Source organism: Lysobacter capsici, assembly GCF_014779555.2.
In the GTDB taxonomy this organism is placed as follows: domain Bacteria; phylum Pseudomonadota; class Gammaproteobacteria; order Xanthomonadales; family Xanthomonadaceae; genus Lysobacter; species Lysobacter capsici.
On the sequence record NZ_CP094357.1, the window covers coordinates 4,920,065 to 4,932,945 of the forward strand.

The following is a 12,881-nucleotide window of genomic DNA, read 5'->3' on the forward strand; positions in this document are numbered from 1 at the left end:
CGGGGGCGGCTTGAGTCCGGCATCGGGACGGGCCGCTGGCCCGCCTCCGGCTTACTTCTTCTTCGGCTTGGGCTTGGGCGCCGGCTTGGGCGGAGTTTCGCCCATCAGCTCGGCTTCCTTGCGCGCCAGCTCGGCGTCGCGCTCGCGCGCGGCGCGCAGTTTGGCGGCCTGCTGGCCGGCGACGTTGTCGAGCAGGCCCTCGGCCTCGGCGCGGGCCTGGGCTTCCTGATCGGCGGCCAGGCGCAGGCGCTCGGCCTCTTCGGCCTGGATCTGGGCCTGCACGCGCAGGCGCTCGGTCTCGGCGCGGGCGCGGTCGGCGTCGCGGCGGCTGGCTTCGACCAGCAGTTCGCTGCGCTCGCGGTCGAGGCGATCGACCTCGCGCTGGGCCAATTGGGTACGGGTCACGATTTCGGCGGTTTCGACCCGGCGATCGGCGATCCGCAAGGCCCAGGCGCGATCGCGGCTGCGCGCGGCGCGCACCGCGTCGATGGCCTGACGCGCGCGCAGGCGCTCGAAGGCGCCGTACTGGGCGGCGTCGGGATTGGATTCGATCACGATCACCCGCTGGTTCAGGCGGGCGATATCGGGATCGTCGGGCGGCGCGGCGAAGGCCGCGGCGCAGGCCAGGGACAGGACCGTGGCGGCAAGCGTGCGCACGGCGAGGCCGCGGCGGAGGTCGGCGAACGCGCTCATTGGCCGGCTCCGTTCTGCAGGCGGCGGCGCAATTCGGCGATCTCGGCGCGGCGCTGGTTGAGTTCGGCGCTGGTCTTGGCCTCGCGGCTGCGGGCCAGGGCCAGGTCGGCTTCGGCCGTGGCGGTCAGGGCCAGACGCCGGGCGTCCTCGTCCTTGCCCTGCGACAACGCTCCCTGGGCCCCGCTCAGCGCGCTGCGCGCGGCGTTGAGGTCCTGCGGCGCGTACTGGTCGGCGTCGGCATCGTCGGCGCGCATCACCGCCTGCTGCGCGGCGGACAGCTCGCCGGTGGGCGGAGGCGTGGACGCGCAGCCGGCCAGGGCGGAAGCGAGAACTGCGGCCAGCAGCGGCAAACGAAATTGTGCGAAGCTTGCGGTCATTAGGGGAGCGCTGTGCGGAAGGGATGACGCACGGACATTGTCGTCAGGCCGGCAGCGTGCTTGCAACGGCGCGCGCCGTCAACAAGGGGTATGAATGCATGGACATCGGCTATTTCCTGAAGCTGATGACGGAAAAGAACGCGTCGGACATGTTCCTGACGACTGGCGCGCCTGTGTACATCAAGGTCGAAGGCCGTCTTTACCCGCTCGGCAACACCGGCCTGCCGCCCGGCATGGTCAAGAAAATCGCCTATTCCTTGATGGACGAAGGCCAGGTCCCGCTGTTCGAGCGTGATCTCGAACTGAACATGGCCCTCGCCCTGCCCGACGCCGGGCGCTTCCGCATCAACGTGTTCAAGCAGCGCGGCGAAGTCGGCATGGTGATCCGCGCCATCCGCAGCATCATCCCGAGCATCGAGGAGCTGCAGCTGCCGCAGGTGCTCAAGGACATCATCATGGCGCCGCGCGGGCTGGTCCTGATCGTCGGTTCGACCGGCTCGGGCAAGTCGACCACGCTGGCCTCGATGATCGACCACCGCAACACCAACACCGCCGGCCATATCCTCACCATCGAGGATCCGATCGAATACCTGCACAAGCACAAGAAGTCGATCGTCAACCAGCGCGAGGTCGGCCTGGACACCCATGCCTTCCACAACGCGCTCAAGAACGCGATGCGCGAAGCGCCCGACGTGATCCTGATCGGCGAAATCCTCGATGCGACGACCATGGAGGCGGCGATCGCGTTCGCCGAAACCGGTCACCTGTGCCTGGCGACGCTGCACTCCAACAACGCCGACCAGACCCTGGAACGCATCCTCAACTTCTTCAACGAGTCGGCGCACAAGAACGTGCTGATGAACCTGGCCTTGAACCTCAAGGCGGTGGTCTCGCAGCGGCTGGTGGTCGGCGTCGACGGGCGGCGTCTGCCGGCGGCGGAAATCCTGATCAACACCCCGCACGTGCGCGATCTGATGCGCCGCGGCCAGGTGCACGAGATCAAGCAGGCGATGGAAGAATCGCTGGAAGACGGCATGGAGTCGTTCGACCAGTGCCTGTTCCGTTTGTACAAGGAAGGCCGGATCGAGATGGAGGAGGCGCTCAAGGCGGCCGACTCGCGCGACGGCCTGGCGCTGAAGTTCCGCCTGTCCGAGGGCGGCACCGGCGAGCACGATCCGTATGCGGATATGTATGACGCGACTGCCGCTCATTGAGCGAGCAGTGAGTGCACAGGAGTGAGGAACGAGTAAAGCGTTCCGCAGCGAACGGGTCCTTCGGGGCCCGTTTTGCTTTTTGGTGCGGCTTGAGGAATGAGTGGAGAAGAGTGAGAAGTGAGTAAAAGCAGCAGGTCGCGACGACTACCTTGCTCTTACTCGCTCCTCACTCCTTTGAACTCATTTTCTGCTTCACCCGGGCGGCCGATCCGGCTGATTCTCCGGCCGCGCCTTGTCGAACTCCGGCAGCTCCAGGCAGGCCTGTTCGATCCGCAGCAAGGTCGGGAACGGTTCCAGCGGCACGCCGAAGCGGCGCGCGTTGTACAGCTGCGGGATCAGGCAGCAGTCGGCCAGGCCGGGGCTGTCGCCTTCGCAATAGGTGCCGGTGGCCGGATGGTCGGCGAGCATCGCCTCGACCGCGGTGAAGCCTTCGTGGATCCAGTGCGCGATCCAGCCGTCGCGTTCGGGCTGCGGGACGTTCCAGGTGCCGTCGAGGTACTGCAGCACGCGCAGGTTGTTGAGCGGATGGATTTCGCAGGCGATGGTCTGGGCGATCGCGCGCACGCGGTGGCGATCGCGCGCGGTCACCGGCAGCAGGTTCGGCCGCGGCCAGGTTTCGTCGAGGTATTCCAGGATCGCGATCGACTGGGTCAGGGTGCGCGAGCCGTGCTGCAGCACCGGCACCAGCCCCTGCGGATTGAGTTCGCGGTACGCCGGCAGATGCTGCTCGCCGCCGCCGCGAACCAGATGCACCGGCACGATCTCGTACTCGAGCCCCTTGAGGTTCAAACCGATACGCACGCGATACGAGGCGCTGGAGCGCCAATACGAATACAACCGCAATTGCTCGCTCACCCGGGCTCCACCTGGTTGTCGCTGCACCCCTGCACGGCGAACCTTACCGGTTGCGCCGCGCCGGAGTCGACCTCTCGTCCCGCGCCCGACGCCGTCAGGCGGAAGGTCGTTCCATGCGCTGTTCGATCGCGCCGAACAGGCTGCTGCCGTCGGCGTCGAGCATTTCGATGCGCACGGTGTCGCCGAACTTCATGAACGGCGTCGACGGCTTGCCGTGTTCCAGCGTCTCGACCGTGCGCTTCTCGGCGAAGCACGAGGCGCCCAGCGAGGTGTCTTCGTTGGCGACCGTGCCCGAGCCCACGATGGTGCCGGCCGACAGCGGCCGGGTCTTGGCCGCGTGCGCGACCAGCTGGGCGAAGTTGAACTGCATGTCGATGCCCGCTTCCGGCGCGCCGAACCACTCGCCGTTGATGTGGGTGAGCAGCGGGCGGTGGACCTTGCTGTCGATCCAGGCCGGGCCGAGCTCGTCGGGCGTGACGAACACCGGGCTCAGCGCCGAACGCGGCTTGGACTGCAGGAAGCCGAAGCCCTTGGCCAGTTCGTTCGGAATCAGATTGCGCAGCGAGACATCGTTGACCAGGCCGATCAGCTGGATGTGGCCGGCCGCGTCTTCGGCGCTGACCGCCATCGGCACGTCGTCGGTCACGATCACCACTTCGGCTTCCAGGTCGATGCCGTAGTCCTCGCTGACCACCCGCACCGGATCGCGCGGACCGTAGAAACCGGCGCTGACCGCCTGGTACATCAGCGGATCGGTGTAGAAGCTTTCCGGCACCTCGGCGCCGCGCGCGCGGCGCACGCGCTCGACGTGCGGCAGGTAGGCGCTGCCGTCGACGAATTCGTAGGCGCGCGGCAATGGCGCGGCGAGCGCGGTGAAGTCGACCTCGAAGGCGTCGGCGGCGGTGCCGGCGTTGAGATCGTCCGACAGCGCGTTGAGCCGCGGCGCGGTGTTCGACCAATCCTCCAGCGCGCGCTGCAGGGTGTCGGCGATGCCGGTCGCGCGCACGGCGCGGGTCAGGTCGCGCGAGACGACGATCAGCGTACCGTCGCGGCCGCCTTCCTTCAGGGATCCAAGCTTCATCCAGACCTCGATGTCGATTCAGGGCGCCGCGGCGCAATGGTTTCAATTGTAACCACTCGCGGCGCCATTGGCAGCCACGGGCTCGGGACGCCGCGTAAAGACCTCGGCCGGTCCGGGAACCGGCCGTAGCCAGCGCCGGGGCCCGCCAGGGCAGCGTTTGCGGCCCCGTCGAACCCGCCGCCGCTCGCTCCGGCCGCCATTTTGCCGCGTTCCGGGCCGGGCCGAAAAATAATTTGAAATTTCTTGATGGGTCCGGCCGCCCTTCCCCGGTTTGTTGAGTTAAGCGCGGCGTGGTCACGCCCGGGTTCGCCGGGACAGACCCAGCCGTGTGGAGCCGGGATTAGAGATTCGGGATTCGGGATTGGCCAGCCAAGGCGACGCGGCCGCTTTCCCAATCCCGAATCCCCAATCCCAAATCCCGGCTCCACGGGTTGAGGGCTCGTCCCTCTGCGACCGCGTGATTCCTCAATCATGCCTATGGAGTTTCATCATGAAATCGCATCTCAAATCGCAATCGTCCCGCCTGCTACTGCGCGCCCTGCCGGCCGCGCTCGCCCTGTGCGTCAGCGCCGGCGTCAATGCCCAGGCCCTCACCATCGACGTGGTCAACCCGATCAAGGACGGCAAGGTCGTGTTCGAAGCGATCGGCCCGTCCCAGGTCGGCGGCGCCAAGCAAGGCCGCGTCTCGCTGCGCATGGGGATCCGCAACGACGGCGCCACGCCGTTGAAGATCACCAAGGTCGAGATCCTCAACCAGCTCGCCTCCAACTTCCTGGCGCCGGTCGAAATCGCCCCGGGCACCCAGTACGCGTTCCAGAACTGCAACTGCGATTATTCCAACCCCGATCCGAACGCGCCGGACGTGCCGGCCTCGTATCCGATCATCATCAACGCGCCGTATCCGACCACGGTCAAGGTCGCCGTCTACGTGCAGGGCTTCGCCAATCCGGTGATCAAGAATCTGCCGTTCACCGCCGCCACCAACGACAACGGCCCGCTGCGGTTTCCGGGCAAGGCCAGCGACCTGCGCTTCAACGAAGCCTGGCAGACCTCGAGCAACCACGTCGGCGGCAGCCAGGCGTTCGGCCTGGACAACAGCGTGACCGGCTGGGACGGCGACTCGTGGGACGACAAGCGCCCCGGCGCCGATCCGACCAAGCCCGAGGGCCGCCGCGCCTACGGCCTGCCGCTGTACGCGATGGCCGACGGCATCGTCTGCGAAGGCCTCAACGATCTGCCGGAGTGGAAGAACTACCCGCGCGTGTCGAAGGAGATCGAACCCGAGCCGATCGCGCCGAGCACCGGCCAGTACTCGGCCGGCGGCAACTTCCTCAAGATCCAGGCCGGCAACGAAGTGGCGTTGTACGCGCACATGCAGCCCGGTTCGATCCCGGCCGAACTGCTGGTGCCCGGCGCGGTGGTCAAGCAGGGCCAGTACCTGGGCAAGGTCGGCTACACCGGCCAATCCAGCGGCCCGCACGTGCATGTGCACGTCAGCCAGGAAACCTCGCCGGGCTCGTGCGAAGGCAACGCCATTCGCCCGCGTCCGATGACCTTCTCCCAGTTGCAGAGCCTGACCCGCGGCGAAGCCACCGCGATGGCCAGCGCCAACAACATGGATCCGACTGACTGGACCGCGCTGAGCAACCATTCCGCGCCGCACACCTTCAGCCTGCTGTATCCGGCCAGCACGCCGTATGCGTTCGATGCCGCCGAAACCGACAACAAGACCTTCCTCGGCGTGTGGCGGGCGAGCGACGAGATCGAGATCCGGGTCAACCAGCCCAGCTGGACCGCCTTCACCCAGAAGCGCGCCGAGCTGGTCGCCGACGACTTCCGCCTGGAACAGATCGACACCTACGTCGAAAACGGCGACCGCCATTTCGTGGGCGTGTACAAGCGCGGCACCGGCGCCGGCGCGCTGTACAACGCCAGCAGCTGGGCCGACTTCACCGCGGTGTGGCAGGAGCTGAGCGAGGACGGTCAACGCCTGGTCGACATGACCACCTACCTCAGCGGCAGCACCCGTCACTACGTGGGCGTGTTCCGTCCGGGCACCGGCAACGCCGGCCTGTGGAGCCACACCGGTTTCTCGGCCTTCGCCGCCCAGCGCGAAACCGCCAAGGACCAGGGCCTGCGCCTGATCGACATGGAGAGCTTCGACATCGGCAACGGCCAGCGCCAGTTCATCGGCGTGTACCGCGCCGGCAGCGATTCCACCGCGCTGTGGCGTTCGACCTCGTGGGGCGGCTTCACCGCGAAGTGGGCCGAATTGTCCGACGACGGCTACCGCCTGATCGATGTCGACACCTATGTCGATGCCGGCGTGCGCAACTACGTCGGCGTGTTCCGCGCCGGCAGCGGCGGCAAGGCGCTGGAAGCGGTCAAGGGCTGGCAGGGTCTGTATCAGTCGGCCGAGAAGTACGCGACCAAGGGGTTGCGTCTGGTCGATGTGCAGGCGATCGAATGAGGGCGAGGTTCGCGACGCGGTTTGAGCGTCGCTGATCGTCAGGTTCGACGATAACGGGAACGCCGCCTGCGAGGGCGGCGTTCTTGTTTGTTGACACCCGACAATGCGATTTGTTCGTCGTATGCAAATTACCGTTGCCGGCTGGATTTTGCGCCGTCGTTCGAAGTTCGCGGTCGCGGCCTGCGCCGCTCCTATAGGTAGGCCATGCGGCTTTGGCTAGAGGTCTTGCAGTTCATCCAGCGCTGCGAGGCTTGGAGCTCGCGTTAGCAACAGCACACCCGAAGGGCGGCGCACATGGATGTACGCCGTGCGCCACCGAGACAGGATGTCTCGTGTGGCGCATGCCCGCGTAAGCACCGATCGCGTGGGCCCTTGATTCATAAAAAAGCATTTTTCTTTGGTTACCTTTTGACCGAAGGGAATCCAGGCGGACTTTTGTTGCTTTAGACAAAAGAAAGTAACTCGGCCGCTTGCGGACGAAAGCCGTTGATCTCGCCTTCGGCTTCAAAAGCTTTAGAGCTTTAGATATCTAAAGCCTTCCAAGCTTCAAGCAGGATCAAAAGCTTCCACCAAGAAAGCGGCAGGTCACCTTCGTTTGTCTAAAGCAAGAAACTGCGCAGAAGCCACACGAGCCAACTCACCCATCCACAACTAGCGCGACACCACCCGCAACCCCGGAGTCCCCCGCTTAAGCGCATCCAACCGCCGCAACAAATCCGATTCGGAATACAACTCCCGCCGCAACGCCGGCTCAGCCAACCGCACCTGCTCCGCCGCCCCCTGCGCATCCCCGCGCGCCCGCAACACCTCCGCATACGGAATCCGCGCCTTAGCCGTCTTCACCTGCCCCGCGCCCAACTGCTGCGCGCTATCGGCGACGATCGCCGCCCAGGCCCGTTCGGCCGCGGCCCAATCGCCACGCCGCTGCGCCAGCTCAGCACGCAGACCGGGAATACGCGCAAGCATCAAGGCGTTGTACTCGCCGCGATCCAGATCCAACCCGTCCAGCCCCGCGGCCGCCTCATCGAGCCGATCGGCGCTGAGCAACCATTCGATCCGGCTCAACGCCACCATCAACCGCCCCGGATAATCCTCGCCATGACGCGTGTTCCATACCCGGGTGGAATGCTCGATCAGCGGCTGCGCCCGCTCGCTGCGACCGGCCCGCGCCAGCAAGCGGCCAAGCGCGCTTTCGATACGCAACACGCGGCGCTCCTCCGGATCCAGATGCTGACGCCGGATCGACAGCGCCAGTCCCCAGCGCCGCTCGGCCTCGGCCACATCGCCGCGCTCGTCGGCGAGCACCGCCCAATTGTTGAGCACGCGCGCGTAATCCAGGCTGCGTTCGCCGGCGACGGTCGCCATGATCGCCAGCGCCGCGCGGTAGTGCTCGTCGGCCTGTCGAAAGTCGCCCAGATCCTGCGAGGTGTTGGCCAGGTCGGAATGAATATTGGCGACCATGTCGCTCTGTTCGCCGTACAGCTCGCGGGCCAGAATCAGGTTGTCGAGCAGTTCGCGCCGGCTGTCGTCGACCCGACCCTGGCCGAACAACGAACGCGCCAGCCCGAACTGATTGAGCTGGGTGGCGACCGTGTTCGGCCCGCTCGCGCGGGTGATCGCCAACGCCTCGCGGAAGGTCTGTTCGGCGCGCTTGAGTTCGCCGCGGCGCAGATACAACTCGGCCAGATGGCCGAGCATGCTCGCGCGCTCCTCCGGCGACTGGCGCATGGCGTGCCTGCGCCGCAGTTCCTGCGATTGCGCGAACGAGCGCTCGGCTTCGGGATATTGACTGTTAGCGACCTGGGCCAGGCCGAGCGTGTCGTAGGCATCGGCCAGCGCGCGCGGTTCGCCGTCGCGCTCGCGCAGCGCCAGCGCGCGGCGCGCGACCGCGACCGCCTGGCTGCCGTACTGGCGCGCGCTCATCGAACGCGACAGCTCGGCCAAGGCCTGCGCGGCCTGATCGGGACGCGCCACGGCCGGGTCGAGAAACTCCTTCGCCGCCTGTTCGAGCAAGGCCTCGGCGCGTTGCGGCTGGCCCAGATTGCGATACGCGCGGCCGAGCACCGCGCGCAGGCGCGCGCGGATCGCCGGGGTTTCGTCGAGCCCGCGTTCGATCCGTTCGGCCGAACTGTCGAGCACTTGGCGCGCGCTGACTTCCTGATCCGGACGCGCGCCGCGCATGCGCGGGTCGGCGGCGTCGAAGGCCGACACCAGAAACTCGCTGACTTGTTCGGCCACCGCCGCTTCGCGCTGCGCGTTCGCGCGTTCGGCGGTGACTCGCCAGACGAAACCGCCGGCGAGCAGCAGCACGATCGCGCTGGCCGCGCTCTCGCGCCAATGCCGGCGCAGATAGCGGCCGAACCGGTAATGCCAGGTCGGCGCGCGCGCTGTGACCGGACGCCAGGCCAGATGCCGATCGATATCCAGCGACAGCGCCTCGACCGAGGAATAGCGTTTGCGCGGATCCAGCGCGCAGGCGCGCGCGGCGATCGCGTCGAGGTCGCCGCGCAACGCGCCGCGCCAGGCGCAATCCGCGCCAGCCCAGGCGCTGGGCAGCGGCACGGGCGTATCGCGCTCGCCGATGCCGCGACCGATCGCCCGGCACGCCAGCAACTCGGTCAACAGCACGCCCAGCGCGAATACGTCGCTGACCACGCTGACCCGCGCGCCGCCGAGCAACTCGGGGCTGGCATAGGCCGGCGTGCAGAAATCGGTGCCGCGTTCGCCGTCGCCGTGCTGCCGGTCCAGTACCTGGGCGATGCCGAAATCCAGCAACACCGGCTCGCCGTCGTCGAGCACCAGCACGTTGCCGGGCTTGAGATCGCAATGCACGATCAAGCGCTGATGCGCGCTCTGCACCGCGCCGCAGATGCGCTGGAACAGGCGCAGGCGTTCGCGCAGCCCGGGCTGGCGTTGCTCGCAGTAGTCGTCGAGCGCGCGGCCGGGCACGTACTCCATCACCAGATAAGGTTCGCCGTTCGGCGTGGTGCCGCCGTCGTACAACCGCGCGATGTTGGGATGCTGCAATTCGGCCAGCAACTGCCGCTCCGCCGCCAGGCGCTGGGCGAATTCGGCCTGATTGACCCCGCTGCCGCGCAGCAGCTTGATCGCGACCTGCTGGCGGAACAGTCCGTCGGCGCGTTCGGCGATGAACACCGTGCCCATGCCGCCGCTCGCCAAGCGTTCGACCAGCACCCACGCGCCCAAGCGTTCGCCCGCGCGCAGTTCGCTGTCGGGCCGGTTCGCCATCAACTCGCCCAGCGGCTTGAGCGCCTGGTCGAAGCTAGCGGTTTGCGCCTGCAACAGATCCAGGGCTTCGTCGATCAGCTGCGGATCGTCGCTGAGCCGTTGCAACTCATCGCGCCAACGCTCGGCCGGCAAGTCGCAGACCGCATCGAACAAGGCGCGCAGTTGCTGCCAGCGTTGCGTTTGCATGGGTGCTCCGGAGCGATGGTGCGGCGGCGTTGCGGGTGGTGCGGCGGCTCAACTCAGTTGCTGACTCAACCAGGCGCGGGCGAAACGCAGGTCGCGCTCGACGGTCGGGATCGACACCTCGAGCACGCAGGCGATCTCGCGCTGCTCCATGCCGCCGAAGTAGGCCATCTCCACCGCGCGCGCCGAACGCGGATCGCGCGCGGCCAGGCGGTCGAGCGCGTCGTGCAGCGCCAGCACGTCGAAACCGACCGTCTGCCCGCCCTGCAGATCGGCGTGCGACAAGGTCAACAGCACCGGGTTGGCGCCGCGCTTGGACGCGGCCTGCGCGCGCGCTTCGTCGACCAGCACCGAGCGCATCTTCAACGAGGCCAGCGCGTAGAAATGCGCGCGATCCTGCCAGTCGACCTCGCTGCCGATCAGCCGGATCAACGCCTCGTGCACCAAGGACGTCGCCTGCAAGGTGCGATTGGACGAACGCGCGCCGAGCCGCGCGGCGGCCATCGCGCGCAGGGTTTCGTACACCTCGCCGAACAGGCGGTCGCGCGCGGCGACATCGCCCCCACGCCAGTCCTGCAGCAACCGAGTCAGCTCCTCGCCCATGCGCGTCCCCCGACGCCGTCGTGTCGCATCGATCCCCCTGCGCGCGGATGGTAGCCGAGCCTCATCGCCATGGCACAGGATGCGAGCCGATGCGCATCGCGGCCGCGACCGCCGGCACGGTTTACGGGTTTGGCCTGCTGCGGGCGACGTTCGTCTCATGACAACGCGCACCCGACATCCGGCGCGGCATGACGCCGCATTCGCCGCCAGGGCGCCACGGGCGCCCCCCCCGAACGCAGCGCCCAGTCTTCGAGCAACGCCAGCCGGCAAATCGCGGCATCCGCGACTATGGCGAAGGCTGCTACCTTGACCGCACTCCACCCGATCCATCGCGATGCTGCCGTTACCGCTGCCACTGCGCCCCATCCGCGACGACGATCGCGCCGCATTGCGTACCTGGCTGGAGCAACGCTGGGGCACGCCGATCGTCCAGCTCGACGGCCGCGCGATCGACGCCGCGGCGTTGCCGGGCTTCGTCGCCGACCACGACGACGGCAGCCTCGCCGGCCTGATCGTGCTGCTCGACGAGGCCGGGCATTCGGAGGTCGTGGTCCTGGACGTGCTGGCCTCGGGCATCGGCACGGGCACGCGCCTGCTCGAACTCGCCGCGATCCGCGCGCGCTCGCTGGGCCTGACCCGATTGCTGGCGCGCACCACCAACGACAACCTCGACGCGCTGCGTTTTTATCAGCGCCGCGATTTTCGTTTGTGGCGGTTGACGCCGGGCGCGATCGACCGCGAGCGCGAGGCCGACCCGGAGATTCCCTTGCTCGGCCACCACGGCATTCCGCTGCGCGACGAGATCAGCCTGTTGCGCGAGTTGGGGTGAGCGATCCGGCCGCCGCGGCGATCGTTGCGCGGGATGCTTACTCGCGGAAATAAAAAACCCGGCTGATGGCGGGCTTTTCCTGCGAGCAACAAAGATCCGCCTGACCGCGGGAGCTTTCCTGGAACTGCTAAGACCTGCCCGACGGCGGAAGCTTTTCTCGCGGACAACAAAAAACCCGCCTTTCGGCGGGTTTTTCGCGAAGCCATCCGCCTTGCGGCGGTGGCGATCTTGTTTGGCAGCCCCGGATGGATTCGAACCACCGAATGCCTGAGTCAGAGTCAGGTGCCTTACCGCTTGGCGACGGGGCTATAAAACACAGTCTAACGCAAAAATTCGCGGCTGCAAAAACAAAAACCGATGCAGCCGTCGAACGATTAGCGCTTGGAGAACTGGGTGGCGCGACGGGCTTTGTGCAGACCGACCTTCTTACGCTCGACTTCACGGGCGTCGCGGGTCATGAAACCGGCCTTGCGCAGCTCGCTCTTCAACGATTCGTCGTACTCGACCAGCGCGCGGGCGATGCCCAGGCGGATCGCGCCGGCCTGGCCGGTGATGCCGCCGCCGGCGACGGTGACGTTGACGTCGAACTTGTCGGTCGACTGGGTCAGCTCGAGCGGCTGGCGCACGATCATGCGCGCCGTCTCACGGCCGAAGAACTCTTCGATCGTGCGCTGGTTGATGGTGATCTTGCCCTCGCCCTTGCGCAGGAACACGCGAGCGGTGGAGGACTTGCGGCGACCGGTGCCGTAATTCTGTTGGATAGCCATGTTCGTACCTTAGAAGTCCAGGGGCTGCGGCTGCTGCGCGGCGTGCGGGTGCTCGGAGCCCTTGTAGACCTTGAGCTTGCGGTACATGGCGCGGCCGAGGGGATTCTTCGGCAGCATGCCCTTGACGCCGATTTCGATGACGCGCTCGGGGTGGCGATCAAGCGCCTGGCCCAGCGTTTCGCTCTTCAGGTTGCCGACGTAACCGGTGAACCGGTAGTACATCTTGTCCTGCAGCTTGTTGCCGGTGACCACGATCTTTTCGGCGTTGATTACCACCAGGTAATCGCCGGTATCGACGTGAGGGGTGTAGACGGGCTTGTGCTTGCCGCGCAGACGGCGCGCGAGTTCGGAGCACAGGCGGCCGAGCGTTTTGCCCGACGCGTCGACGATGTACCAGTCGCGCTGGACGGTCTCGTTCTTGGCGGTGAAAGTCTTCATGAAAACTCTTTTAGTGGGTGCAGATGGTCGGGCTGATTCCGCTGGATCGGACCCTCACGAGGAGGTATTCGGCCCGGGAACTTCGCCGCGCGTTGTAAATGTGGAACGTGAAGAGGCGAGAT

General features: G+C 66.8%; 11 protein-coding genes and 1 tRNA gene. 3 read left to right on the forward strand and 9 right to left on the reverse strand.

Features of this window, described 5'->3' with window-relative positions:
• Positions 1 to 51: 51 nt before the first annotated feature.
• On the reverse strand, positions 52 to 693 hold the full coding sequence (locus tag IEQ11_RS20190) for a hypothetical protein (protein WP_191823535.1): 642 nt from the start codon (positions 691 to 693) through the stop codon (positions 52 to 54).
• The gene (locus IEQ11_RS20195; RefSeq protein ID WP_046657865.1) at positions 690 to 1,070 is read right to left on the reverse strand and encodes a DUF4398 domain-containing protein; all 381 of its coding nucleotides are present in this window, start codon (positions 1,068 to 1,070) and stop codon (positions 690 to 692) included. The genes IEQ11_RS20190 and IEQ11_RS20195 overlap by 4 nt, the downstream gene beginning before the upstream one ends.
• A gap of 98 nt (positions 1,071 to 1,168) precedes the next feature.
• Here IEQ11_RS20195 and IEQ11_RS20200 point away from each other — a divergent pair, with 98 nt between their 5' ends.
• A complete protein-coding gene (locus IEQ11_RS20200) occupies positions 1,169 to 2,284 on the forward strand; it encodes a PilT/PilU family type 4a pilus ATPase (RefSeq protein WP_036104874.1) in 1,116 nt (371 codons plus the stop codon).
• A 192-nt stretch (positions 2,285 to 2,476) separates the two neighbouring features.
• Here IEQ11_RS20200 and maiA read toward each other — a convergent pair whose 3' ends face one another.
• Together maiA and IEQ11_RS20210 are read right to left on the reverse strand one after the other, a co-directional pair.
• On the reverse strand, positions 2,477 to 3,139 hold the full coding sequence (gene maiA, locus IEQ11_RS20205) for a maleylacetoacetate isomerase (protein ID WP_096415767.1): 663 nt from the start codon (positions 3,137 to 3,139) through the stop codon (positions 2,477 to 2,479).
• Between the two features lie 94 nt (positions 3,140 to 3,233).
• Positions 3,234 to 4,220 (reverse strand): fumarylacetoacetate hydrolase family protein, encoded by a 987-nt coding sequence (locus IEQ11_RS20210; protein WP_191823536.1) that lies wholly within the window; start codon positions 4,218 to 4,220, stop codon positions 3,234 to 3,236.
• Positions 4,221 to 4,710: 490 nt separating this feature from the next.
• Here IEQ11_RS20210 and IEQ11_RS20215 point away from each other — a divergent pair, with 490 nt between their 5' ends.
• Positions 4,711 to 6,690, forward strand: coding sequence for a peptidoglycan DD-metalloendopeptidase family protein (locus IEQ11_RS20215; RefSeq protein WP_191823537.1), 1,980 nt, complete (start codon positions 4,711 to 4,713; stop codon positions 6,688 to 6,690).
• Positions 6,691 to 7,341: 651 nt separating this feature from the next.
• Here the strand turns inward: IEQ11_RS20215 and IEQ11_RS20220 are convergent.
• Together IEQ11_RS20220 and IEQ11_RS20225 are read right to left on the reverse strand one after the other, a co-directional pair.
• Positions 7,342 to 10,125, reverse strand: a complete 2,784-nt coding sequence (locus IEQ11_RS20220) for a serine/threonine-protein kinase (protein WP_191823547.1) — start codon at positions 10,123 to 10,125, stop codon at positions 7,342 to 7,344.
• A 48-nt stretch (positions 10,126 to 10,173) separates the two neighbouring features.
• Positions 10,174 to 10,725 carry an ECF-type sigma factor gene (locus tag IEQ11_RS20225; RefSeq protein ID WP_046657870.1) on the reverse strand — a complete coding sequence of 184 codons (552 nt, stop codon included), beginning with the start codon at positions 10,723 to 10,725 and terminating at the stop codon, positions 10,174 to 10,176.
• A gap of 334 nt (positions 10,726 to 11,059) precedes the next feature.
• On the opposite strand from IEQ11_RS20225, the gene IEQ11_RS20230 reads away from it, so the two are divergent.
• Entirely contained in the window at positions 11,060 to 11,554 is a 495-nt protein-coding gene (locus IEQ11_RS20230; protein ID WP_191823546.1) for a GNAT family N-acetyltransferase, read from the forward strand.
• Between the two features lie 233 nt (positions 11,555 to 11,787).
• Here the strand turns inward: IEQ11_RS20230 and IEQ11_RS20235 are convergent.
• The 3 genes from IEQ11_RS20235 to rplM all read right to left on the reverse strand — a co-directional run bounded on the left by IEQ11_RS20235 (position 11,788) and on the right by rplM (position 12,759).
• Positions 11,788 to 11,862 (reverse strand) — tRNA-Gln (locus tag IEQ11_RS20235).
• A 66-nt stretch (positions 11,863 to 11,928) separates the two neighbouring features.
• Positions 11,929 to 12,321: a 30S ribosomal protein S9 gene (rpsI, locus tag IEQ11_RS20240; RefSeq protein ID WP_036104896.1), complete on the reverse strand. Its 393-nt coding sequence runs from the start codon at positions 12,319 to 12,321 to the stop codon at positions 11,929 to 11,931.
• Positions 12,322 to 12,330: 9 nt separating this feature from the next.
• Complete coding sequence (rplM, locus tag IEQ11_RS20245; protein WP_036104898.1) at positions 12,331 to 12,759, reverse strand: 50S ribosomal protein L13; 429 nt, start codon at positions 12,757 to 12,759, stop codon at positions 12,331 to 12,333.
• Positions 12,760 to 12,881: the final 122 nt, after the last annotated feature.

Coding starts and splice junctions, on each gene's coding strand:
- rplM (WP_036104898.1), bottom strand. CDS start 12,759: ATGAAGACTTTCACCGCCAAGAACGAGACCGTCCAGCGCGACTGGTAC.
- IEQ11_RS20200 (WP_036104874.1), top strand. CDS start 1,169: ATGGACATCGGCTATTTCCTGAAGCTGATGACGGAAAAGAACGCGTCG.
- IEQ11_RS20195 (WP_046657865.1), bottom strand. CDS start 1,070: ATGACCGCAAGCTTCGCACAATTTCGTTTGCCGCTGCTGGCCGCAGTT.
- IEQ11_RS20190 (WP_191823535.1), bottom strand. CDS start 693: ATGAGCGCGTTCGCCGACCTCCGCCGCGGCCTCGCCGTGCGCACGCTT.
- IEQ11_RS20210 (WP_191823536.1), bottom strand. CDS start 4,220: ATGAAGCTTGGATCCCTGAAGGAAGGCGGCCGCGACGGTACGCTGATC.
- IEQ11_RS20230 (WP_191823546.1), top strand. CDS start 11,060: ATGCTGCCGTTACCGCTGCCACTGCGCCCCATCCGCGACGACGATCGC.
- rpsI (WP_036104896.1), bottom strand. CDS start 12,321: ATGGCTATCCAACAGAATTACGGCACCGGTCGCCGCAAGTCCTCCACC.
- IEQ11_RS20220 (WP_191823547.1), bottom strand. CDS start 10,125: ATGCAAACGCAACGCTGGCAGCAACTGCGCGCCTTGTTCGATGCGGTC.
- IEQ11_RS20225 (WP_046657870.1), bottom strand. CDS start 10,725: ATGGGCGAGGAGCTGACTCGGTTGCTGCAGGACTGGCGTGGGGGCGAT.
- IEQ11_RS20215 (WP_191823537.1), top strand. CDS start 4,711: ATGAAATCGCATCTCAAATCGCAATCGTCCCGCCTGCTACTGCGCGCC.